Source organism: Hwanghaeella sp. LZ110, assembly GCF_048892525.1.
Lineage (GTDB): Bacteria > Pseudomonadota > Alphaproteobacteria > UBA8366 > Aestuariispiraceae > Pacificispira.
Genome location: NZ_JBLZHT010000005.1, coordinates 318,858 through 343,380 on the forward strand (window position 1 = coordinate 318,858; position 24,523 = coordinate 343,380).

Here is a 24,523-nt window from a genome sequence, read left to right on the forward strand (position 1 = left end):
TTTTCACGTGGAAACGGATTTATGAAGCACAGTCCGTTCACAGAACCACAGATCATCAGGGCGAACGCTTCATTGAAGCCCAACCATTTTTATGATTTACCCAAATAGCGCAGGCCTTAGCACCTCTTCACACCATTGGCGGAAGCCGGTCGGTGTATCGTAAGAAGAAGACGGCGTGCGTTCTACCAAATGATCCATACCCTCGTTCTTGGCTGTCATCATGTTGACCATGGATTGCGCCATACCTTCCGACGCACCGCGATTGATCATCATTGATTTCAGATCGTCCATTTTCATGAAGTGATACTGCACCGTTTTGCCTGTCATTTTCGAAATGATTCCCATCATTTCATGATAGGAGATATCCTCTGGACCAAGCATCGGAATGCTATCAACGCCCGTCCAGGACGGATCAAGCAGCAAGCGTGCTGCTACTGCGGCGACATCGCGGGTGGCACATGCTGGCTCTTTAAGATCAACAGGAGTTGGCCAGTAGAATGCGCTATGATCCTTGATCAACGCAGATTGCCGCATGACATTCTCCATGAGACTGGCGCAGGCCAAGGCTCTATAATTAACGCCGGTGCTTGCAATTAGATCGTCCATCTTCAAAGTTGCCGTAACATGGCCCGCATCCTTCGACCATCCGCGCCCAAGCGCTGAGATGCCAACCACATGCTTGACGCCGAATGCCTTAAGCGCATCACAGCCCGCTCGCGAGAAGTCCAAATAGGCCGCTTCGGCACTTGGCGCACGCATGTCGGCTGGCACGAGCCAGAAAACACGGTCGGCGCCTTCGAAAGCCTGCGCAACAACAGCAGAGTCACGGTGAGAACCTTCGATCACTTCGACACGATTCAGCGCTTGCGGAGCCAGTTTGGAAGGATCTCGCGCAATCACACGAATACGCTCCTCGCTATCGAGAATATTTGCAAGAACCTGGCTACCGATATTGCCCGTGGGCGCAGTAATGACAATCAAGGGAATCTCCTAATGATTTCAGAATTTGGTCTTAGTAATGGGCTCGATTGCCCTTAGGTATCTTATAATTACCTCTGGAAAATGAACGGTCTATGCTTTACAGTTCTATTTTTAATCGCAATCGTTCAGAATGATCAAATGGATCCCCTTTCAGATATTCTCGCTCTGTTGAAACCCCATAGTTATGTTTCCGCTGGCTTTGAAGCGGGCGGCGATTGGTCAGTCCAATTTCCCAGCTACGAAGGCATCAAGTGCAACGCCTTAATTTCCGGTCAGTGTTGGTTGGCCATGGAAGGCGTATCCGACCCCGTGCATCTTCAGACGGGGGATTGTTTTCTTCTGACAAAAGGAAGGCCATTCCAGCTCGCAAGTGACCTCAGCGTGCCGTCTATCGATGCGAATACAGTCTTTGAGCCGGCACGGCGTGGCGGAATTGCGAAATGCAATGGCGGGGGCGACTTTTTTCTTGCCGGCAGCCGCTTCACATTGGTCGGAGATCACACCGATATTTTGCTCGGCATACTTCCGCCGATCATACACATTCGCAATGAAGCGGATCAGGCTTTCCTGCGCTGGATTCTTAAGCGCATGCGACAAGAGGTGCGGGATGCACAACCGGGAAGCAGCCTAGTGGCGGAGCACCTGGCGCATCTAATGCTCGTCCAAGCATTGCGGCTGTATCTAAGTGAAGCGGTTGAGGGCCGCGTGGGATGGCTCTTTGCCCTGGCCGACAAGCAGATGGGAAAAGCGATCGACCTCATACATGCTGATCCCGCACGCCGCTGGACTCTGCAGGCACTGGCTCAAAATATTGGCATGTCCAGGACAGCGTTCGCACTTAGATTCAAGGAGACCGTTGGACTGACGCCCATGAACTATCTGACACGCTGGCGCATGCTGCTCGCCAGTGAAAGACTGGCAACGTCGAGAGACAAAATCCCCACAATTGCTTCGGCGCTCGGCTACGAATCCGAAAGCGCGTTCGGCACAGCCTTCAAGCGGGTGATGGGATGTTCACCCCGGCAATACAGTCGCCATGGCAAAGACGGCACCACGGATCAACGACGCCGGTCGTCTCCAAACAACCTGCTCCTTCATGGTCGCGATCATTTCATTAATTGAGTATCAGCCCTGGTTTACAGGGCAATTAGCCGCCCTGCGTCAATCGCTGGCGTCTTCAGTACAGAGAGATGGCCCCGTTTGTTTGAACAGTTTGGCAGGGTGTATCTTTTATACATGTCGTAAGGGCGAGTGATTAGAGGGTCACGCTGGGGTTTCGTATATTCTGGTCGCAATTCAGCAGGTTCACCTGCTTTGCCAGAATTTGGAATCCGCCTGCCTTTAACTGCTCAACGCGATGGACGGCATAGCCAACCCAGGGACGCAACTCGCCATTCCAGAACTCTGTCATATTGAAGTTTGACCGGATCATGAAGACATTGGGTTGGTCGGTCTGGAACACCTCGATATTCGAAATCAGGCGGCTGGTGCGGCTGGCTGGTTGTTGCGACCAAGCATAGCCGGTTTCCAATCTGTACACCCGATCTTCCAATTGCCGCCGATCATGAAAGGCGAAGGTGATTTCCCGCCTTGGATCCCCCCGGTCCCAGGTCCCTGGAATCCAATAGATACATTCCGGGGCGAACAGGTCCAACCATAGCTTGAACTGTGCTTGGTCCAGATAGCGCGCCTCCCGATATAGCAGGCTTTCAGCACCAGCCAACACCAGGGGTTCATGACACAGCACGGCGCTGTCATCCCAGCCAGCAAAAGCAGCGACCAGATCCGCGTAGTAAACATCTGTGACGTAATGAGATGTCTCGGAAGGATTGAAAGGAGCGGTTACCATTACTGCGCTCCTCCCCGTGAGATTGACAGAGTTGGATCGTCCATCATCAGCTTTTTATAATGCTTCATGTATTCCCGCATGAAGACTTCGTCTGTCGCGGGGCCGGAAATCACACCGTCTGCCTCAGTGAAACGGTCGGGCAATCCCAGCCCGCGATCCATATAGACCCAGGGGTCTTCCTCCGCCCCCAGACCGACCTGAATTTCTTCAAAATTGGTCAGGTCATCCACTTCGCCAAACAGCGGGAATTGTTCCTGTGTGCGCATGCGCAGGGCATTGATGGCGTCCGCCGCACCGTTCAACGCATTCTCCTCATCGACCACGGCGGTCCCGTACCAGGTCGTTGCCGTTTCCGTATAGGACAGTGGTTCCAGAACCTGGATGTGATTTCCCAGGATCAGCAGATTGGGAAACACATTGATGTTCATGGGAATGCCCGCCGCAAGGTCCAGATAATAGTCTGCTTCCTTGCCATACTTCTCTCGCAAGTCGGCCTCATACCCTTCCATGCCCGGATGTTTCCCCTCAATCTGCCACAGGGCGCCTGGATGGTTCGCCAGGGTCGGGCGCTTGTCTTTGAAATGATGCCCATTGCCATAGTAATGCACGCGGATCGGGCCATCATCGGGATGCTGCTTATAGAATGACATCCCCTTTTCATCATCGGGGGAAAAGCGGTTTTCCATCATCAACAGGGACCGATGGGAAAAGATCACATGATAGCCATCGGCGCTGTTGTCATAGGCCAGCTTCCAATTGCCCTTGAACTTCATCCGGTTCGCCTCACAGACGGCGATTTTGCCGCCCGGATGACGGTCAAGCCAATCATCGATCGGTTTCCGTATACCGGCCAGATGCTCAACCAACGGCGCTGCCTCCAAATTCAAAGTGCCAAAAATGAAACCGCGATAAGACTCGACGCGGGGAATTCGGGCCAGATTAAACCGGTTGTCTTCCTTGTGATTGCGGGCATAGCCTTCACGCCACGGCACCCCGGCTAAGTCGCCCGCGATGCTGTAGGACCATCCGTGATAGGGGCACCGAAAGGATCGTGTTGACCCTTTCGCCTGACGGCATACCGTCGCCCCGCGATGGGTGCATCGATTGTACAGGGCATGGATCTGGTTATCCCCATCCCGCGTGACGATGATCGGCCTCAACCCCAGTTTCGTCTGAAAGAAATCATACGGGTTGGCAATCTGACTTTCATGGGCCAGATAAACCCATGTCGCGCCGAATATCCGCGTCAATTCCAGGGCAAATATATCTGGATCGGTGTACAGGCTGCGATGCACCTTTTCTTCATGGATAAGCGCCTCAAAATCAAAATCAGGCATCCTGTCATCCTCCCCGGTTCTGGATTTAGAAGGCATCGAAATACTCCCTCATTTCCCATGCGGTGACACCTTTGGTCGGATCCCCCCCATCCTCTTTCAAGAATGCTTCATACCGCACCACTTCGGCCCGTTTCATGCGCAGGAAATAGTCGATATAGACGTCCCCGAAAGTGTGCCGATAGAAACTGGATTGCTGCAGCCCATCCAGTGCATCCTTCAGGGATGTCGGCAGCATCGGGCGATCCGATTGATAGGGATTGTCATCCGCGGCCCAGGGGGTCAGGTTCCGATCCATACCGTCCAATCCCGCTGCGATCTGGGCCGCGATGAACAGATAGGGGTTCGCGCAAGGTTCCCCCACGCGGTTTTCGATCCTGCTGGCGGGATCCTGCGCGCCACCTAGAACCCGTAACATTACCCCGCGATGCTGCACATTCCAGGACACCCGATCAGGGGCCAGAGAATTCATCCGAAACCGCCGATATCCGTTGACGCTGGGCGTTGCAAAGGCAATCCCCTCCTGCGCATGGGCCAATTGCCCGGCCAGAAAATTCATCCCCATTGGCGATAGGCAGGCCTCCCCCTCTATTGGCATGAACAGATTCCGGCCAGTCTTCTTATCGGTCAAGGACAGGTGCAAATGCCACCCACTGGGAAACAGGCCCGCCCCATCCGGGAAGGTCATAAAGCTGGCCAGATGACCATGACGGCGGCAAATCTGGCGCGTCGCACTGCGAAAGATCAAGGCGTCCGTCGCCGCTTCCCAGGCTGGTTTCGGAAAGAAAGTGCACTCGAACTGACCCGCCCCCAACTCATTATCCAAAGAGCGCAACCCGAGGTCCAGATCGGAATAATGCGTCGTCAAGGTGCTCAATATTGTTTGCACGCGATCCAGGTTTGTTTCGGAATCATAGGAAAATCCAGGCTCTGCTGGCAGGCAATTGGGGGGCGCGCCGCGCTGTCCCGGACCATTGATTTCCGGTGCTGTGATCACGCCCTGATCGGAAAGACGCATCAACGTCCATTCAATTTCAAGCCCGATCAGCGGCGTAATCCCGCGATCAACCAATGGCGCCAGCGTCTTGCGCAGGATGTGGCGGGGGGAGAAATAAAACGGCCGTCCATCGCGAAAGTAATCATCACAAACCACCAGGGCGACACCCGGTGCCCAGGTTGCCAGGCGGAAGCTGGTCAGGTCGGGCACCAAAATCAGATTGGGCGATCCTGTCATCTCAGACAGGCCCATGCCGCCGCCTGCAGTGAACGTCTGAAACACACGCCCACCAGACGCATCCAGACTCCAACTGCCCGCCCCGATGCTATAGCCATTGACCAGCACCGATTTGAATGCCTGCGGCGTTACCGCCTTTGCCCGGGTTATGCCATGGGTATCGCACCAGATTAACCGGATCAGCGTGATCTGTTCGTGCTGAATTCGATCCAAACAGTCCTGAACCAGACTGTGTTGTTGCGCATCCCATAACCCGTGACGTGCGATAAAACCATCCGCCTCTGACGGCCCCTTTTCATTCCCCATGATTGAGCGGCTCCTTACCAAACACCGCTGGCAGAATACGGGCGCTTGATCCTGTATCCTAGAGCCCAAGCCCGGCAAAATTAGCAAAAAGTCTGATTTTCTGGATTAATTCGCGAGACTGGAAACCCAAGACGCATTGTGCCCGGCCGCCGGTATGCTAGGCTACCCTCAGATCGCAACAGGCAAGACAGAAGAATGTCCGACCCTATCGCAACTGCATTTGGCCCCTTTGGGCGTATCGGCGTCATGGATATGGATGCGCCGCTGGCGATCCATGTGCACCATCATCTGCATATCATTCTGAAAGTTGGGGGATCTAATACCGGATTTGCGGTCAAGGGACGCCTATACCCCGCGACACACTCCACCGCCATTCTGATCAATCGCTGGGAACCCCATGCCTGGTCGCCGGTTCCTGGACAGGCCCCAACACGGTTTCTGACATTGTATCTAGAACCGGAATGGCTGCGTGATATGGGCTTGGGAAATGGCCTGGACAGTTTCGGGCGATTCTTTCCCTCCCCTATCGCGGATCGATCTGATTGGGCCAATTGCATCACAGATCATCTGCATGATCTGATCCTTTCTTCGACCCAATCCATCCACCCCGTGTCCATTACAGGCGATCTTTCTGGCCTGTTGGTGGATCTGGTGCAGGCCCTACAGAAAGGGACCCTGCGGTCCCCATCACCAGAGGGGAGACGGGTTGCCTATGACTATCGCATCCGACGCGCGATGCACCTGTTGCACAGTTCCAATGCGCCACCCCAACTGGACGAAGTCGCTGAAGAAGTTGGCCTGTCGCGCCCGCACTTCTTTGATCTGTTCAAGAAATGCACCGGTGTAACGCCAAACCGCGTCAGCAATGCCATACGGATGGAGCGGGCCATCACCCTGTTGACGCAATCGTCAGATCCAATGGCGGATCTGGCCGAAGACCTTCATTTCGCAACGCCAGGAAATTTTTCCAGATTTTTCAAATCTCAGATCGGGATCAACCCGAATGCCTTTCGCCGCACAATGATTGCGGACGGATTGCATCGTTAGAGCAACCGGGGGCGGCAGTGAATCCAACCGCCGCCCCCAATCACCAATTACTGTTTTATCCCATAAGTGGGATGGTAAATTCCGACCCATCTTTAATGCCTGACGGCCAGCGGGATGTGATGGTCTTGGTCCGCGTATAGAAGCGGAAGGCATCCGGTCCGTGCTGGTTCAAATCACCAAAGCCGGACCGCTTCCAGCCACCGAAGGTATAATAGGCGATTGGAACTGGGATCGGCACATTGATCCCCACCATGCCGACATTGATACGGCTGGAGAAGTCCCGGGCCGCATCACCGTCCCGTGTGAACAGGGCAACGCCATTGCCATATTCATGGGTCATTGCCAGGTCCAGCGCTTCTTCATAGGTATCTGTGCGCGCAACGGCCAGAACCGGACCAAAGATTTCCTCTTTATAAATCCGCATTTCCTTGGTGACGTGATCGAACAGACAGCCGCCCATGAAATTGCCGTTCTCATAGCCCTGCAATTTGAAATCACGGCCATCGACGACAAGTTCAGCGCCTTCTTTCACCCCGATATCCACATAATTGCGGACACGGTCATAGGCTTCGCGTGTTACCAATGGGCCGAAATCAACATCATCGCCAGCGGTATAGGGCGCAATTTTAAGGGCCTCAACACGGGGTTTCAATTTCTCAACCAAACGATCCGCTGTTTCCTGACCAATCGGCACAGCAACCGATACCGCCATGCAGCGTTCCCCGGCGGCACCATAGCCGGCCCCGATCAGGGCATCGACAGCCTGGTCCATATCGGCATCAGGCATGATCAGCATGTGGTTCTTGGCCCCGCCGAAGCACTGCACCCGTTTACCATTGGCGCATCCGCGTGAGTAAACATATTCGGCAATCGGTGTAGAACCAACGAAGCCAACCGCCATGACATCAGGATGATCCAGAATACCATCAACGGCCTCTTTGTCGCCATTGACGACATTTAGAATCCCGGCCGGCAGCCCGGCTTCCATCAACAGTTCCGCCAGCATCAGGGGAACACTTGGATCCCGTTCTGATGGTTTCAGAATAAAGGCGTTGCCACAGGCGATTGCCGGGCAGAATTTCCACATCGGGATCATGGCAGGGAAGTTGAACGGTGTGATCCCGGCGACCACACCCAAGGGCTGGCGCACAGAATGAATATCAATGCCGGGGCCCGCCCCTTCAGAGAATTCACCCTTCAGCAGATGCGGCGCGCCGATGCAGAATTCCGCAACTTCCAGGCCCCGGATCACATCGCCTTTGGCATCAGGAATGGTCTTGCCATGTTCCCGCGACAGGGCCTCTGCCAGTTTATCCATATCCCGGTGCAACAGGCGTACAAATTCCATCATGACACGGGCACGCTTTTGCGGGTTCTGGGCCGCCCAGGCAGGCTGTGCAGCTTTCGCATTCTCAATCGCGGCATTCAGCTCATCCGCATTAGCCAGGGCGACTTTGGCCTGAACCTCACCGGTTGCCGGATTAAAGACATCCGTGGTCCGTCCACTTTTCCCGGCGACACGCTGCCCATTAATAAAATGCCCAATATCCTGCATGTTGAACTCTTCCTTTTTCAGTGCTGCTAAGTTTTACCCGATTATGCTCGATATCATGATTGCACGCCCCGATTCAGCGCGCAGCAATCACTCTCCCCCTGGCCCAGCAGAACACAATCAAACGAGAATAAACTGTTGAAGATTATGCTAAATTCAGCGACGACACAGCGGGAATATTTGACATCACCATCTTTTCAATAGCCCTGAAACCGGCAACATTCAACCCTGCGCATAGCCAAGCGCAAACCGCAGCGATTAAACAGCAAGTGATGTCTCTCCGTCTGTATCCTCCAAGAGCTTCAGCTTTTGCCATGATCGATAGCCCCATCGCAAAAGCATGGCTGTTGCCTTGAATATCTCCTCTAGGATGAAAGCATACCAAAGGCCCTGAACCCCAAGGTCCAACACCCCTGTGAAAAGCCAGGCCAAAGGTAGGGCAAAGGCAAGGGTGATCGTCAGATTCAGGATGACCGGACGATTAACATCACCCGTGGCTTTCAAAGAATTAAACAGGATCAGATTTATCGCCTGGAATGGCGTCACGATTATATGCAGCAACAGAATAGAATGTACGGATGCGATAACAGCAGCATCCTGCGTGAACAATGCCACCAGGAAATCACTGAAGAACCAAAGCAGACCAGCGATGGTCATTACACCCCCTGCTGTCATCAAAGCGGTTTTCAGGCCACGCCGAAAGGCTGTTTCGTTATCCGATGCCCCCTTGTCATAGCCGACCAGCACTTCGTTCCCGTAAGACATCACCACGATAATCATCGCCAGAAGCTGGGTAATGGTCAGTGCATAGGATCGCGTCAGAATCGCCGTCACCCCCAACCCCGCAATCAGGGACACCAGGAACAATTGATAGAATTGATAGCCCAGCGCCTCCCCGACACTGGGATAGGAAAGTTTCAATATTCGAATAGAATTGGGCCAGATATCCTTTGGAATGCGAAGAATGGTCAGTCCCAGCTTGGCCTTCATAAACCAGATCAACATGCATAAGTTAACGCCGCGAATGATGACAGTTGACAGCGCTGCACCATGGATTCCCATTTCTGGGACAATCCAGACTCCATAGACGCAGACATATTTCGCCCCAAGATAAACAACATTACCGATCACGCCGTACCACAGTATCTCCATCGTCCGACCAAAGCCACGCAAGGTGGCAATTGCCGTGTTGATAAAGCCATACAGAATCAGCGTCACCGAGATGCTATAGATATAAAGCAGGACGCCATCGCGAATCTCCGGCGGCGTATTGATCCAGTCTGTATAGAAGGTAGCGCCTCCTGCCACACCCGCTGCAATCAGCACGCCGAAACAAGCGCTGGCGATAAATCCGATCTGGGCGATTTCGCGGGCACGAGCAACGTCGTTTCGGCCGAGAAATTGTGCAATCAGAATTAAAACCCCGACCGACATCAATCCGGACAGATCATAGCCAATGCCAAGAACCTGATTTGCCATACTGACCGAGGCTGCCAGGTCATCAGAATAATTCGCCAATAACATCGTGTCCGCGAATGTCACCCCGACCGACATGATGCCAAACAAAAACAGGGGCAGGGTCAATTGGAACAGGGATTTGCGCTGGAAAGCCTCACCCATATCTGGTCTCCCTCAATCGGTGAAGTTTTCTGTATGGATGGATTCGACTGGAATTCCCTGTGCAACCAGGAATGTGTTAATATCACGTAGGAATTCACCACTTCCGCAGACATAAACCAGGGGGGCCGCACATCTTTGCAGGGACGCTTCAATCGATGTGAAAACCGTCTGTCGATTGGCTAGCGAAACCCGGCCCGTAAAGGGCGACCAGAAATCCTTGTAGAGGTGATTCCGACCGGCATAGACAAGAGACCATTCGGGGGTGCCCTGCGCTTCTATGTGACTGATTAAGGAACGGATAGGGGCAATGCCGATTCCACCCGCGATGAACAGCACCGGCCTGCCTTGCGCATCCGCGTCCAGTATGAACTCACCCCTGATGGAAAACAGGCCCAGCGTGTCGTTAATCGCCGCTTTCTGAAACCGCCGCTTGAATCGGGATCCAGACGCCAGATCCATGCTGATCATGATCCGATCCTCATGGGGCGCGTTGGCAAATGAGATATGCTGAACATGATGATTGTCCAGGATCGCACCGGGGGCAATGACGTGACAATACTGACCCGCCTGAAAATTCAGGTTTGCCGGGCGATCTAGGATGAATGTACAGACATCATCATATTCATGAATAATCTCCCTAATCGCCAGCGTGTAAATTTCCTGTCCAGGATTTCCGCGCCAATGATTGATACGGAAATAAGCCGGACGCAGAAGCCGTTTCAGCCATTCAGGCATGCAATTCTCCCGTCATGACAACAAGGTGGGAGCGCACCCCCACCTTGTTGTTTGCCGCAACAGTATTTTCAGAATTTGGCATTCAATTGCAGGCCAACCGTCCGTCCATCGCCAATGGTTGCCTGGGTTCGGTTGTTTGTGCTGCTTGTCAGATATTCCTTGTCGAACAGATTATCGACATAGGCGATCAGCCGAACCCCCTCAAACTGATACCCCGCCCGAACGTTTGTCAGGAAGAAGTCATTCAGCCGCTGTGTATCGTTATTGGTCAGGGCTGAGTTTGAATAGTACTCCCCCGCATAATTCACATCCGCAGCAGCGAACAGTCCCGATTTGCTTTCCCAGGCTCCCCCAAGCGATGCCGTAACCGCAGGAGCTTCAGGAAAATCATTTCCTTCACAACTGTTACTCGCGCAGGATGACGCATTGATTTCCCCCAACTGCGTCTTCAACAATCCAAGGGCCCCAAAGGCGCTGAAACCATCCCAAACCGTTGCGCGGCCCTCAATTTCTGCGCCGTAGGAATACGATCCCTTGGCATTAAACGACGATAGGACATTGTTGTTGGAGATCGTGACCTGCTGATTCTCATAGGAGTTATAGAACAGGTTCGCGCCCCAGCTCAGTGACTTTGCACTCTCGTCACGCCACGATAGTTCAGTGGTCCAGACATATTCCGGCTCAACCTCCCGGATGGTGGAATTGGTTTCGTCGGCAACCTGGCTAAACCCCTGTCGATACCCCCGAGAGACGGTCAGGCCGGCAACCTGACTGTTGGTCACATCATAAGTTACCCCCAGCTTTGGCAGTATGGCGACATCGGTTCTTTCAGCGTCCATATCCTTTGCAAAGGTTATGTCCTGACCGGCCGTATTTGCTGCAAGAGAGGTTACGTCCCTGTCAATAAAATTGGCGACTGTATCCTGCTGAATGCGACCGCCCCCCAGCAGTGAAAAGCCGCTTCCCAGATCGTAGCGCAGGTCACTGTATATTGCCCTTGTATCAATCGTATTCCGGGCCTCAGACTTAACATCAACTGTCACCCCGAGACCGGCCCCGAGACCGACGAATATGCTGCTGATGGATTCTTTGTCCTGCCGGGCGAGATACATCCCAACTGTCCCTGTCAGGGCATTCGCGCCGTCAAGTGTCAGTCGCAGATCCTGTGTGATGTTCTCGTCATCGCGCGTATCGGATCGGACATAGGCGGTGTTACCTGGTGCGGTATTGATCGACAGGGCAGCATCGTGAAAAGTTGTCACAGACGTCAATGACAGGCTGTTGTCAAAATCGTAAACCATTTCGGCGCTGTAGTTATTGGCATTCATCTCGCGGGTTTCGGCGGTGGAAAAACCAGACGCCCCCGAATCGTACTTCCGCTCGAACAGATCGCTGCCATTCACCGTCGACGATGACGGTTTGTCATAAACATCATTGGCCATCAGCGTCACGCTAAGGCCATCCAACCGGCGCGGTTCAATCAGCACCTTGCCGCGCAAGGATCGATAGTCATCATCGTTCAGAACGCGATCGTCTTCATTGGCCGGTTCAATATCCTTGAACTGACTTCTGCTTTCCGCCGCCAAACGAATAGCAAGCTGATCTTCAACAAGCGGGGCGTTGACCATCAAGGCACCATCCCGGCGTTCGTTGGTTCCATAGACGCCTTTGGCCGCAGCCTCCCAGTCATAGGTGGGATCGCTGCTTTCCATGACGATGGCACCAGCCATCGCATTTGGACCGTGAACCGTTGATTGCGGCCCCCGCAGTACTTCGACCTGTTCCATGTCCCAGGTGCCGCGAGATCCGCGCCGCAAGGCTTCCGATGACTGAGCAACACCGTCTATGATGACAGAGATAGTCGGTGCAGAATTCTCCGGCTCAGAAACCCCATCGGCACTGACACCGCGAATCTGCATTCCCTTGTTGCCCTGGCTGCTGGGAAAATGCCGAACATTGGCCATTGTGTTAAAGATATCCGACAATTCATCCAGCTTGTATTTGTCGATATCGTCTGCCGTGGCGACCCCCACGCTGGTCGTGGTGTCCAAGTAACTGCGGTTGAACTTTTCGCCCTGAATCGTCAGGGGCGACAGGATCAGGGGACCCGTTGCAAGATTTTGCACGATAGCGATACCATTTTCATCGCTGCGCCAAACGAAATCAGTACCACTGAGCAGTGCGGTAAGCCCCTCTTCGATTGACATTGTACCATTCACACCCTCCGTTTGCGCGCCTTCCACCAGGGATGGGCTGACCGAAATCTGAATATTGGCCTGCATCCCAAAAGCCGTGATCGCGTCAGCAAGGGGCTGGGCCGCGATGGTGAAATTTTTGCGCGCCTGCACTTCTGTCTGAGCACTTGCCTGTTGCAGGTTGGCGATACCCGTCGTGCATAGAAGTGCTGCGGTTAGGACAGACACCCTGATTGGGACTGCGCAGAACTGACCGGCCAACCGAATGGCGGTGGTGAAAATCGTCATGAGAAAACCCCTCCTGGAAACAGACAATGGATTGATTATGAGAATCAATCTCAATTACTACTGCTTCGTTGACGCTGAGGGGGCGGTGATGTTCAGAAAAATTTGAAAGTTTTTTGATCAGTCGCGACTGACGACCAAAATCCAGGGGGAGAGTTTCCGTACGTGAAAGCCATGCGAGCGCGCCATGACATTCAAAGCCCTTTCTGGATGCTGCAAGTCAAAGACGCCCGTCACCATTTGATCTGCCAGCGTATCATCGGCAACCAGAATATATCCCTTGAAATAGTGCGACAGTTCATCGAGTACCCAATCCAGTCGATCATTTTCTGCAATCAACTGGTTCCGGCGCCAGGACGCAATTCTCTCAGGGGATAGAGTACTGTGTTGCCAAGCACCCGACGCCTGAAGCACCAGTTGTTCCCCTGGCCGGAGAGGATTTGGAGAATCTCGAAGGCCTGGCGCAGCGACGGATACCAGCCCATCGGCAACCGACACCGCATATCCACCCTCATCCAGATCGACCTCAAAGGCAGTTCCATGCACTGTTACTTCCATCGCACCGGCCTTCACGACAAAGGGGCGCGATTGGTCCGACGTGACGCTGAAATAAGCACGCCCCTGATACAGCGAAACAGTGCGCGCGTCAGATGTGAAGGACACTGACATCGATGAATTTGGTGCCAGAACAATTTCTGACCAATCCTGAAGCAGGACCTCCCGCGATTCCGCCGTATGGGTTTCGTAATCGCCTGACGATGAGAATGGATCAACAGCTACAATAGCCAGTAAAAGAGCAAAGGCGAAGCCCAGGCCAAAGCCAACAGCCCTGCTCCGGTGTCGGGAGCCGGCGGACCGTCGCGGGGCATTTGATGGGTCGCCAGACTTCTGCGCGGGATCGTCCATATCTTCCGCTTCCTGGTCGTAAATCGCTGACAGCATCATTGCGGTGCGTTTTGTCTGATCCCATTCCACGCGATTGCCTGGATCAGCGCTCAGCCATGCCTGAAACCTCTGCTCAAGCGCTGGATCGTCCGGCTGCTCACGCAGGGCTATCAGCCAATCAGATGCTGATTCAGGGTCGCCAATATCTTTGGAAATATCGATCATTGTTCTCAAATATTATCTTTACCCAGCCAGAACGGAAGGGCTGTTAGGTAGACGTACAAACCCGCCCGAATGTTCAAATCCAAATCTAAACAACGCCCGCCTGCATATTTGTTTCAGTGCATCTTTGGTCGATTCAATCGCTGCCGACAATGCTCAACACCATGCTTGACCAGGGCATGAGCCTGTCCAAGAGAGACATCCAGCGCAGCTGCGACGTCACGAAGCGTCCTTTCCTCTTGCCAGTAAAGCTTCAGGGCACGTTGCGTGCGATCTGGCAATTCCGCAATGGCCTGGCGCAACAACGCAATCTCATTCCGGTCAATTGCAATCTGCTCTGGACCCGGGCGCAATGGATCGACCACTTCCGCCAGGGCTGTGGAATCCTGGACCACGCGCAGTGTATCGCGGGCAATTTTCCGTCTTGCGTCCAGCGACAGGGTGCGGACGATGGTCCGCAAATAGGCCAGAGGCTCTTCAATATGTTGCTTTCGGGCCGCCCGAACGAACCTCATCCAAGCCTCTTGCAGGACATCTTCCGCCGCAGCCATATCGCCAACAATAGACATGGAAAAGCGCACAAGCTCATCTCTGTTCCGGTCATAGATTGACAAAAGCTCGTTGTGCGAATGCATGAGGGCCAAAAATAAGTGAATGATTATTACTTGATATCGCGAATAGTTCTTAATTGCAATGACGCGCTACCCTAACTGATGGCAAGGGTACTGACCGGGCGGTGATGACCCGCACCCCAGGTAATCATCAAGCACAGGGGAATTCTCCAGGTATGAAATTACATAACCTTACGCATCCGGTTGTGTATTTGGTAAAGCGCGCCGCAGGTCTGACAAGAAGGCTTGGGCGGGTTGCGGCAGTTCCTGTTCAGGATTGGTCAGGATCGCCAATTCGAAATAGATTGCCGGCTGAAATGGACGCCAGACGATTCCGTCCCCTAAATCCGCCATCCCATTGACCGCATCGATAATCGCCAGCCCTGCACCCGCGCGCACCATATTGCGCGCGATTGCAAAATAGGATGCAGATACGCGCCGGTAAATGGTCACATGTTCGGCCGCACAGATCCCATCCACCTGGCGATCTATGCTGTGGTCGCCGGTAATTGCAATGATGGACTGATCCCGCAGATGATGTGGGTATAGCACTGATTCCCGGGCCAGTGGATGCCCCTGGGGAAGCACGGCGACACACCGTGAGCGAATAATTTCTGTTGTCAGACCGGGAATTGGAACAGGTGCATCGATCAGACCGATATCCGACTGTCGCCCGGCAACCCAGGACGCGATCTTGCGGGAACTGCGAACCAGCAAGTCAACCCGGACACGGGTATGAACCTTTTGGAAGTCCGCAATAACCCAGGGCAGAAGATTGATGGCGCATGCCCCGTTGCTGGAAATATTGATAACACCAACCCCTCCGCCCCTGATTTGGGCCGCACGGGTCTTGATTCGCTCAATCGACAGCAATCCCTGCTCCGTCTCATGGTGCAGCAATTGTGCTTCATCGGTTGGTTCAAAATATCCTTTGGAGCGATGAAACAGTTGAAAACCTAAATCCTGTTCAAACTTGGACAATGCAATACTGACCGCCGGGCGGGTAAGGTTCAGCATTTCCGCCGCCCTGGAAACAGACCCCATCTCCATAACCGCATGGAAGACTTCTAAAGACCTTAAAGAGATATGCATTTCCATCCTGACCGGCGCCGTTGCCGCCTGTTTGGGGCCGTTACACCCAGACGCTTGTTAAATTAATCGAAATTATACGACACAATAATTAAATTGACGATATGGGAAAAGGCCATTGATAGTGAGCGACACCATCAGGATCCGAAGGGAATTCACAGTGGTTCGTGCAGCGCAGTTGATGCGCATTCAAGGGGGAATGGGGTATTTTGATTACGGAAACTATTGCTACGGGTGCTGCGAATAATTTTTCAGCGCGATCACAATCGGATGGGCTGTTTACAAATAACTTTAAGGAAACACCGGTTTGGTGGGATGATGCGCAACCGCTGGACTTGTCGCCCCGCAACGACAATGGGGATGTGCACAGCATTCTGCCCAATCGCGTCGATGTCGCCGTTATCGGGTCAGGCTATACCGGGTTGAATGCAGCGCTGGAAACGGTCCGCGGGGGCCGCAGCACACTGGTCCTGGATGCAGAGCAGGCCGGATGGGGGTGCAGTTCGCGCAATGGTGGGCAGATCAGCACAAGCATAAAGCCCAGCATCGAAAAACTGGCAAAAAAATTTGGTGTGGAGCGCGCGATTGCCATTCACCGTGAGGGTCAATCTGCCCTGGAATGGATCGGCGACTTCATCCGCAACGAAGCCATTGAATGCGATTTCAATCATGTCGGCCGTTTCCATGCCGCCCACACGCCTGCGCATTACGAAATGCTGGCCCAGGACGCGAAGCAAAAGACTGCCGATATGGCTGAAGTCGAAATGATACCGCGCAGCGAACAGCGCAAAGAGCTTGGATCGGACGCCTATTTCGGTGGTGCTTTGTATCCAAACCATGCCTCTTTGCACCCTGCAAAGTATCATTCAGAACTGCTGAAGCGGGTGCTGGATGCCGGGGCGCAAGTGCTTGCCCATACGCCCGTATTGCAAATTGAAAAATCCAAAGATGGTTTTGTTTTAACAACAAACCGCGGCACCCTGATGGCCCGCGATGTTGTCGTCGCAACCAATGGCTATTCTGGAAAAGTTCTACCCTGGCTGCGGCGTCGTATTATACCGATTGGCAGCTATATCATCGCGACAGACGTCCTTCCAGAATCGCTGGTCAATGAATTATTCCCTAAAAACAGGATTGCCAGCGACACGTGCCGCGTTGTCTATTATTATCGCGCGTCGCCAGACCGTCGCAGAATTGTCTTTGGCGGTCGCGTCAGTGCGCGGGAAACCGATCCAAAACTCAGCGCACCGGCTTTGTACAAGGATATGACCCGCATATTCCCGGAACTGCGGAATTACAGGATTTCGCACAGCTGGGCGGGAACAGTTGCGTATAGTTTTGATACATTGGCCCATTGCGGGCGGCATGACGGGATGTATTACGCGGCCAGTTACTGCGGGTCCGGTGTTTCCATGGCCAGCTATCTGGGCATGCGGACCGGCAAGCGGATTCTGGGTCTAGAGTCTGGCAAAACTGCGTTTGATGATCTGCCATTCCCGACACGCCCCCTTTACTATGGAACGCCTTGGTTTCTGCCAGCGACAGTCGCCTGGTATCGTTGGTGCGATACACGCGCCAGTGAAAAGGCCAAACGTCACGCGGCCCCTTTGGGTCGGTAAAAGTCTCCCAGTCTGCAAAATGCGGGATTGGGATTTAAGGAAGTCGACGCACCAATCTTTCGGGATCTGAACAAGCGGCGGCGAATAAGAAATCGGGGGACGGCTGTCGTACCGCCGATCTAACACAGAGGAGTAGTATGATGAAACACAAGATTATTTTGGCCAGTGCGGCAGCGGCTCTGCTGGCCAGTTCGGCAATCACCGGCAGCGTTTATGCTGAGGACACAGTGACGATCGCGTCATGGGGTGGGTCATATCAGGAATCCCAGAGCAAGGCGCTGTTTGTTCCGGCAAGTGAAGCGATGGGCGTTACGGTCAAGGAAGAAACCTACGGCGGTATGTCCGATGTGCGCCTGCAAGTCGGAACCGGCGCAGTTACGCTGGATATCGTTGTCAGCGGGTCCGGCAGTGCTGCGCGCGCTGGCGTGGAAGGCCTGTTAGAGCCACTGGATTACTCCGTGATCGACGTTTCCTCCTTCTATCCGGGAACTTATGACAAATATTGCGTCGGCGGTGATGTCTTCTCCGTGGTAGCCGCCTGGAACACGGAAACTTATGGCGAAGATGGTCCCAAGAGCTGGGCCGACTTTTTTGACACTGAAAAATTCCCTGGCAAACGCGCCTATCGTGGCAAGGTTGCCGGTGCTCTTGAGCCCGCCTTGATGGCCGATGGGGTGCCTATGGAAGATGTCTATAAGGTCCTGGATTCAGAAGAAGGGATCGAACGCGCCATTAACAAGATCCGCACCATCAAGGATCACATCGCGGTCTTCTGGTCCTCTGGTGCGCAACAGGCACAGTTGATGAAAGACGGTGAAGTCGACATGACCACCGGTTGGAATGGTCGCTTTGATGTCGCGAAAGCGGATGGTGCCAAAGTATCCTATACCTTTAATCAGGCATTGCTGGATTACGATTGTTTCGCCATCCCCAAAGGTGCGCCAAACAAAGATCTGGCGATGAAGTTCCTGGCTGAAATCTCCAAACCGGAATATCAGGCCAATCTGCCCAAATACATCACCTACGGCCCAACCAACAAGGCCGCCTATGATCTGGGTACAATCGATGCGGATGTTGCTATGGCACTGCCGTCGCATCCAGACAATGCGGCCAAACAGCTGCCAATCAGCCTGGAATGGTACGAAAAATGGGAAACCATTGCGGCTGAAAAATATCAAGAAATGCTGACAGAATAAGGTAAGCATGGATTAGGGTGCGGCTGTCTGGTTGGACATCCGCACCCCCTTTTTCTGCATAAACGCACCGCTTAAAGACTGCGCGTTTAAGAGACCATTTCGCCTAAAGGGAGTTTGCGTGTGACCAATCAAGACAGAGAAGCTCTGCCCATCACGATCCGCGGCGTGACCAAAGCCTATGGTCGCACAAAGGCCCTGGATGCGGTTGATCTGGATATTAAAGAGGGCGAGTTCCTGACCCTGTTGGGACCATCTGGATCCGGTAAGACAACATTGTTGATGGTCCTGGCCGGCTTCACCAGACCCGATTGCGGCAGCGTTTTGTTTGGGGATAAGGAAGTCATCCACATGCCCCCGCATCTGCGCGATGTCGGAATGGTTTTCCAAAGCTATGCCCTGTTTCCGCATATGACGGTTGCAGGCAATATCGGGTATCCGCTGCGTGTGCGCGGTATATCAAAGGACGAGATTGAGAAGCGCTGTGAATGGGCGTTGGAAACGGTTCAGTTGGGTGGTTACGGCGAACGCCGTGTCGAACAGCTGTCGGGCGGACAAAAGCAGCGTGTCGCGCTTGCCCGGGCCATCGTTTTTGAACCCCAAATTCTGTTGATGGATGAACCGCTGTCCGCACTGGACAAGAAGCTGCGCGATCATATGCAAATTGAACTGCGCCGCCTGCATGAAAAATTGGGCATGACGACAGTGTATGTTACCCATGATCAACGGGAAGCGCTGACCATGTCCGACCGTATTGCGGTTGTGAACCATGGCAAGCTGATGCAGGTCGACACCCCGGCCCGGATCTATGACCAGCCCGCCAATCGCTTCGTCGCAGATTTCATTGGGGATTCTGCCTTTCTGCCGGTCACGCGGTCGGACAATACGGCCTCTTACGGAGGTACGGTTCTTAAGATTGATCACGCCCTGCCGGACGGCGACCTGCTGCTGATGATCCGCCCGGAACGCCTGAAAATTCAAACCGGAACCATGTCGGATGGCAGCAACAGTTTTGAAGGCATTGTCAGTGATGTTGTCTATCAGGGCGACAGTTTCGCCCTATACGCAACCCTGCCCGATGGACAATCCGTCAGTTTACGGGGTGTCATTCGATCATCCACCCTATCTGCCTTACCGAAAGTCGGCGCGCCCATAAAGTTATATCTGGAGCGTGAAGATACTATCCTGATTTCTGCGGCGGAGGCGTAACGATGACAGCCAGCAGCATTTCAGACACATCCCCACAAGGTCAGGACCTGAACGCAGGCGTTCTGAAACGGAATGCATGGTGGGAGCAATTCACCCAATTTGGATTATGCTCCCCCGCCCTGCTGTTGGTTCTGATTATTTTGGTCCTGCCGGTCGGATGGCTGTTCTCCGTCTCTTTCATTGGTGCAAGTGGTGAATTCTCGCTTGAGAATTATTCGCGCATGATAGAGAGCAAATCCTATTATCGCATCTTCATCACCACATTCCAGGTCAGCCTGCTCAGCACAGGATTGTGTATCCTGATCGGATATCCGTTTTCATATTTTCTATCGCAACTGCCAAGCCGCCTTGCATCCCTGTGTCTGATCACGGTTTTACTGCCATTCTGGACATCCCTGCTGGTGCGCACCTATGCCTGGCTGGTCCTGTTACAGCGCAAGGGACTGGTCAATGATTGGGCGATCCAGTTGGGGTTGTGGGAAGAGCCGATCAAACTGGTGCATAACATGACGGGAACGCTGATTGGCATGGTCCATATCATGCTGCCGTTTCTGGTCCTGCCCCTGTACAATTCCATGAAAGCAATTGATCGCAGCTATTTGAATGCCGCGTCCAATCTGGGGGCATCCCCTGTTCGAATTTTCTGGACCGTGTTCTTCCCCTTATCGACACCCGGGCTTTTTGCAGGCGCGCTGATCGTTTTTGTCCTGTGCCTTGGTTTCTTTGTGACACCAGCGGTATTAGGTGGCGGGAAAGTCATCATGGTCTCCATGAAAATCGCATCCAATATTGAGCTTTTTGTGAATTGGGGGGCGGCAAGTGCGCTGGGCGTCATCTTGCTGCTGCTGACAATGTTGATCCTGTGGTTTGCCGGTCGCTTCCTGGGATTTGACAGAATGGCGGGGAGTGGCGTCGGATGAGAAACTGGTTAAACCGTTCGGTCTCAGACACTCAAATTACGGTAAGACAGCGCCTGTGGCTCTATGTCTTCTCCACCATCATCATGATTCTTCTGGTGGCGCCGACGCTGATTGTTATCCCAATGTCATTTTCAGATTCTCAGTATCTGGAATTCCCGCCCAGGGTTCTTTCCAGCCGATGGTATGAAAACTACTTTGGGTCTCCAGAATGGATGTCTGCGACAGTAACGTCCTTTCTGACCGCCTTTCTGACAATGCTGGTGGCAACCCCCATTGGGGTGCTGGCCGCCTATGGTCTGCACAATTCCAGCAAAAAGGTCAGCAAGATCGTGTTCATCCTGCTGATCACACCGATGATGGTGCCTCTGATCCTGATCGCGATTGGCACCTTCTACATCTATGTGAAACTGCAAATCCTGTACACGCTGACGGGGCTGGTATTGGCGCATTCCTTATTGGCATTGCCGCTGGTGCTGATCGTCACAGCGTCTGCCCTGAAAAGTTACGACATGAATTTGGAAATGGCGGCGCGCAGTTTGGGGGCTGCCCGCTGGTGGGCCTTCCTGACCATCACGCTGCCACAAATCCGGTTCGCCGTGATCACGTCGGCATTGCTGTCATTTCTGACATCTTTCGATGAAGTGGTGATCGCGATGTTCATCTCTGGCGGGGACAATCCGACGCTGACTCGAAACATGTTCAACGCCTTGCGCGATCAGATCGATCCGACCATTGCCTCGATTTCCACGATAATGATCGTCGTAACATCCCTGCTGATGACCATTGCGCTGCTGTTTGGCAAAACCGATACAAAGAGTTCAAAGTGATCCCAGAAACAAGTGCAGCAGACTATGACTTTATCATAGTAGGGGCGGGTTCAGCAGGATGCGTGCTGGCCAATCGCCTGTCGGAGAATGGGAAATATTCAGTCTGTATTCTGGAGGCGGGCGGAACGGATCGCAGATTCTGGGTCGCCGTTCCTTTGGGATATGGCAAGTTGTTCTATGACCAGACCGTCAACTGGTGTTACAGGACAGAGCCGAGCGACGGATTTGCCGGACGTTCGGATTACTGGCCCCGTGGCAAGCTGTTGGGCGGGTCCAGTTCCATCAATGCAATGGTCTTCATCCGTGGGCAAAAGGAAGACTATGATGATTGGGCATCCGCTGGAAATCCCGGTTGGGATTGGCAGTCGGTCTTGCCCTTCTTTAAAGGACTGGAAACCTTCGAGGCTGGCGGCGATGCCTATCGCGGTGCGGCGGGGCCACTATCTGTTTCCCGGGCGGATCATAAAGCACACCCTCTATGTGCTGCTTATTTCCAGGCGGCGGATGGCGTCGGATTACCATTCAATCCGGATTTTAACGCCGCCAACCAGGAGGGGGTGGGTTTTTACCAGGTAACGACAAAGAACGGTCGCCGGCATTCCGCTGCGAAAGCGTTTCTGCGACCCGCTATGGGCCGCAAGAATTTAACCGTGATCACCGGGGCCTTGACGACACGCATTGATTTTGACGGCACCCATGCGGTCGGCGTGACCTATCGCAAGAACGGTACGGATTGTACACTGCGGGCCGGGCGATCCGTCATCCTATCGGCAGGCGCGATCAATTCCCCGCAATTGCTACAGTTATCTGGGGTCGGACCGGCAGAACTGCTGCGTAAACAGGGCATTACACCGGTGTTGGACCAGCCCCATGTCGGCGCCAACCTGATGGACCATGTCGGCATAAACTATACCTACCGCGCAAACATCCCCACATTGAATACTATTCTGCGACCCTGGTGGGGCAAACTGTGGGTTGGTCTACAATATATACTGACACGCACCGGCCCCTTGAGCCGAAGCATTAATCAGGCAGGCGGGTTTTTTAAAACCGATCCAGCCAAACCGCGACCGAACATGCAGCTGTACCTGCAAGCACTTTCAACCCTGAAGCCAAAACAGGGAGAGCGCCCCCTGCTGACGCCCGATCCCTATCCCGGCTTTTCCATCGGCCTGTCGAATTGCCATCCCTATAGTCGGGGATATCTTGAGATTACATCCGCCGATCCGACAGTCCCACCGCGCATAGTCGCAAATCCCTATGATGATGAGCGCGACGTGCAGGAGATGCTGAAGGCCGTCAAACTTGTCAGGGAAATTGCAGCCCAGCCCGCCATGGCGTCCTTGATTGAGGAAGAGCTTTTGCCGGGCCCAGACTGTCAGAGCGATGAGGACATGATTGCAGATATCAGACGACGCAGTGGAACCGTCTATCATCCCAGCGGCACCTGTCGCATGGGCCCGGATGCTGCCAATGCCGTCGTTGATTCAAGATTACGCGTCCATGGCCTGTCAGGCCTTCACGTTGTTGATACATCAATTTTTCCCAATATTGTCTCTGGCAACACCAATGCATCGGCCATGATGATTGGGGCTAAGGGGGCTGCGATGATCTTAGAGGATGTCCGATCATGAAAATCACCAAACTGGAAACCTTCAGCATTCCAGCCGTCGCCTTCACGCGGCTGACCACAGAAGACGGATCGACCGGATGGGGACAGGTATCGACTTATAATGCCGATATCACAGCCCAGGTCTTCCACCGACAGGTTGCACGGTGGGCCATAGGGCGCGACACCGGCGATCTGGGCGTTCTGGTGTCAGAGATTCCAGAACGGGAACATAAATTTCCAGGTTCCTATATTTATCGCGCAATTGGTGGCTTGGACACGGCGATCTGGGATTGGCGCGGCAAGCAGGCGGGTAAGCCGGTCGCTGAATTGCTGGGCGGCAGTGCCGGGACAATCCGCGCCTATGCATCCTCTATGAAGCGCGATATCACGCCCAAGGATGAGGCCGCACGGTTCAAGCGCCTTCAGGATGCCCATGGCTTTGATGCGTTCAAATTCCGGGTGGGGTCAGAATGCGGTCATGACAAGGATGAATGGCCAGGACGCAGCGAAGAAATTGTGCCAACGGTCCGCAAAGCCTTGGGCGAGTCCGCAACCCTGTTGGTCGATGCCAATTCCTGCTATTCCCCCGCCCGCGCGATAGAGCTGGGCGCGATGCTGGAAGACAATGGCGTCAGCCATTTTGAAGAACCCTGCCCTTATTGGGAAATGGAACAGACTGCCGAGGTCACAAAGGCCCTGTCTATCGATGTGACCGGTGGGGAACAGGATTGGGACCTGCACCATTGGAAGCGCATGATCGCCATGCGCGCCGTCGACATCATCCAACCAGACGTCATGTATATGGGCGGGATGGAACGCATTCTGAAAGTTGCCGCCATGGGGGCGGAAGCTGGCCTGCCCTGCACGCCCCATTGCGCCAATCTGTCCCTGGTGACCTTGTTTACCATGCATTTGTTACGGGCCATTCCCAATGCCGGAAAATATCTGGAATTCTCCATTGAGGAAGCGGATTACTATCCCTGGCAATATGACCTGTTCGTGGAATCCCCCTATACCATCACCGATGGCAAGGCGACGGTTACTGACGCGCCGGGCTGGGGTGTTGAAATCAACCCGGACTGGCTGGCCCGCGCAACCTATCAGGTCACCAAGTTAGAGGCCTAGATTAAGCATTGTTGTAATACCGAAAAACTGTAGAAATAGCGTTGGACGTCCGTCTCACCTTCTTCGCATACTT

Annotated in this window: 20 protein-coding genes; 9 read left to right on the top strand and 11 right to left on the bottom strand. The window is 53.7% G+C overall.

Translation table 11 applies throughout. The annotated features are described in order from the left end of the window. Positions 1-96: 96 nt before the first annotated feature. Positions 97-981 carry an NmrA family NAD(P)-binding protein gene (locus ACOSDM_RS12710; RefSeq protein WP_420724908.1) on the bottom strand — a complete coding sequence of 295 codons (885 nt, stop codon included), beginning with the start codon at positions 979-981 and terminating at the stop codon, positions 97-99. Between the two features lie 138 nt (positions 982-1,119). On the opposite strand from ACOSDM_RS12710, the gene ACOSDM_RS12715 reads away from it, so the two are divergent. Then, positions 1,120-2,103, top strand: a complete 984-nt coding sequence (locus ACOSDM_RS12715; RefSeq protein WP_420724909.1) for an AraC family transcriptional regulator — start codon at positions 1,120-1,122, stop codon at positions 2,101-2,103. A gap of 133 nt (positions 2,104-2,236) precedes the next feature. Here ACOSDM_RS12715 and ACOSDM_RS12720 read toward each other — a convergent pair whose 3' ends face one another. From ACOSDM_RS12720 to ACOSDM_RS12730, 3 genes are read right to left on the bottom strand one after another with little or no spacing between them, the layout of a single operon-like run. Continuing rightward, entirely contained in the window at positions 2,237-2,830 is a 594-nt protein-coding gene (locus ACOSDM_RS12720; protein ID WP_420724910.1) for an aromatic-ring-hydroxylating dioxygenase subunit beta, read from the bottom strand. Beyond that, entirely contained in the window at positions 2,830-4,167 is a 1,338-nt protein-coding gene (locus ACOSDM_RS12725; RefSeq protein ID WP_420724911.1) for an aromatic ring-hydroxylating oxygenase subunit alpha, read from the bottom strand. Before ACOSDM_RS12725 ends, ACOSDM_RS12720 begins: the two co-directional genes overlap by 1 nt. 25 nt (positions 4,168-4,192) lie before the next feature. After that, a complete protein-coding gene (locus ACOSDM_RS12730) occupies positions 4,193-5,704 on the bottom strand; it encodes a glutamine synthetase family protein (RefSeq protein WP_420724912.1) in 1,512 nt (503 codons plus the stop codon). A gap of 195 nt (positions 5,705-5,899) precedes the next feature. Between ACOSDM_RS12730 and ACOSDM_RS12735 the strand changes: the two genes are divergently transcribed. Further along, the gene (locus tag ACOSDM_RS12735) at positions 5,900-6,751 is read left to right on the top strand and encodes a helix-turn-helix domain-containing protein (protein ID WP_420724913.1); all 852 of its coding nucleotides are present in this window, start codon (positions 5,900-5,902) and stop codon (positions 6,749-6,751) included. Positions 6,752-6,806: 55 nt separating this feature from the next. Here ACOSDM_RS12735 and ACOSDM_RS12740 read toward each other — a convergent pair whose 3' ends face one another. The 7 genes from ACOSDM_RS12740 to ACOSDM_RS12770 all read right to left on the bottom strand — a co-directional run bounded on the left by ACOSDM_RS12740 (position 6,807) and on the right by ACOSDM_RS12770 (position 15,948). Then, complete coding sequence (locus ACOSDM_RS12740; RefSeq protein ID WP_420724914.1) at positions 6,807-8,306, bottom strand: CoA-acylating methylmalonate-semialdehyde dehydrogenase; 1,500 nt, start codon at positions 8,304-8,306, stop codon at positions 6,807-6,809. Positions 8,307-8,561: 255 nt separating this feature from the next. Then, positions 8,562-9,923 (bottom strand): MATE family efflux transporter, encoded by a 1,362-nt coding sequence (locus ACOSDM_RS12745; protein ID WP_420724915.1) that lies wholly within the window; start codon positions 9,921-9,923, stop codon positions 8,562-8,564. Positions 9,924-9,935: 12 nt separating this feature from the next. Beyond that, on the bottom strand, positions 9,936-10,658 hold the full coding sequence (locus ACOSDM_RS12750) for a ferredoxin--NADP reductase (RefSeq protein WP_420724916.1): 723 nt from the start codon (positions 10,656-10,658) through the stop codon (positions 9,936-9,938). A gap of 68 nt (positions 10,659-10,726) precedes the next feature. After that, positions 10,727-13,141, bottom strand: coding sequence for a TonB-dependent receptor domain-containing protein (locus tag ACOSDM_RS12755; protein WP_420724917.1), 2,415 nt, complete (start codon positions 13,139-13,141; stop codon positions 10,727-10,729). A 117-nt stretch (positions 13,142-13,258) separates the two neighbouring features. Beyond that, positions 13,259-14,248 (bottom strand): FecR family protein, encoded by a 990-nt coding sequence (locus tag ACOSDM_RS12760; RefSeq protein WP_420724918.1) that lies wholly within the window; start codon positions 14,246-14,248, stop codon positions 13,259-13,261. A 113-nt stretch (positions 14,249-14,361) separates the two neighbouring features. Next, on the bottom strand, positions 14,362-14,880 hold the full coding sequence (locus ACOSDM_RS12765) for an RNA polymerase sigma factor (protein WP_420724919.1): 519 nt from the start codon (positions 14,878-14,880) through the stop codon (positions 14,362-14,364). Between the two features lie 168 nt (positions 14,881-15,048). Then, positions 15,049-15,948, bottom strand: a complete 900-nt coding sequence (locus ACOSDM_RS12770) for a LysR family transcriptional regulator (RefSeq protein ID WP_420724920.1) — start codon at positions 15,946-15,948, stop codon at positions 15,049-15,051. A 206-nt stretch (positions 15,949-16,154) separates the two neighbouring features. On the opposite strand from ACOSDM_RS12770, the gene ACOSDM_RS12775 reads away from it, so the two are divergent. The 7 genes from ACOSDM_RS12775 to ACOSDM_RS12805 all read left to right on the top strand — a co-directional run bounded on the left by ACOSDM_RS12775 (position 16,155) and on the right by ACOSDM_RS12805 (position 24,450). After that, positions 16,155-17,564, top strand: coding sequence for an NAD(P)/FAD-dependent oxidoreductase (locus ACOSDM_RS12775; protein ID WP_420724921.1), 1,410 nt, complete (start codon positions 16,155-16,157; stop codon positions 17,562-17,564). Positions 17,565-17,701: 137 nt separating this feature from the next. Beyond that, positions 17,702-18,760 carry an ABC transporter substrate-binding protein gene (locus ACOSDM_RS12780; protein ID WP_420724922.1) on the top strand — a complete coding sequence of 353 codons (1,059 nt, stop codon included), beginning with the start codon at positions 17,702-17,704 and terminating at the stop codon, positions 18,758-18,760. Positions 18,761-18,880: 120 nt separating this feature from the next. After that, positions 18,881-19,966 carry an ABC transporter ATP-binding protein gene (locus ACOSDM_RS12785; protein WP_420724923.1) on the top strand — a complete coding sequence of 362 codons (1,086 nt, stop codon included), beginning with the start codon at positions 18,881-18,883 and terminating at the stop codon, positions 19,964-19,966. 2 nt (positions 19,967-19,968) lie between these two features. Further along, positions 19,969-20,886: an ABC transporter permease gene (locus tag ACOSDM_RS12790; RefSeq protein WP_420724924.1), complete on the top strand. Its 918-nt coding sequence runs from the start codon at positions 19,969-19,971 to the stop codon at positions 20,884-20,886. Beyond that, a complete protein-coding gene (locus ACOSDM_RS12795) occupies positions 20,883-21,713 on the top strand; it encodes an ABC transporter permease (RefSeq protein WP_420724925.1) in 831 nt (276 codons plus the stop codon). Before ACOSDM_RS12790 ends, ACOSDM_RS12795 begins: the two co-directional genes overlap by 4 nt. Continuing rightward, positions 21,710-23,347 carry a GMC family oxidoreductase gene (locus tag ACOSDM_RS12800; RefSeq protein WP_420724926.1) on the top strand — a complete coding sequence of 546 codons (1,638 nt, stop codon included), beginning with the start codon at positions 21,710-21,712 and terminating at the stop codon, positions 23,345-23,347. Before ACOSDM_RS12795 ends, ACOSDM_RS12800 begins: the two co-directional genes overlap by 4 nt. Then, positions 23,344-24,450: a mandelate racemase/muconate lactonizing enzyme family protein gene (locus ACOSDM_RS12805; RefSeq protein WP_420724927.1), complete on the top strand. Its 1,107-nt coding sequence runs from the start codon at positions 23,344-23,346 to the stop codon at positions 24,448-24,450. The genes ACOSDM_RS12800 and ACOSDM_RS12805 overlap by 4 nt, the downstream gene beginning before the upstream one ends. The last annotated feature ends 73 nt before the right edge of the window (positions 24,451-24,523 follow it).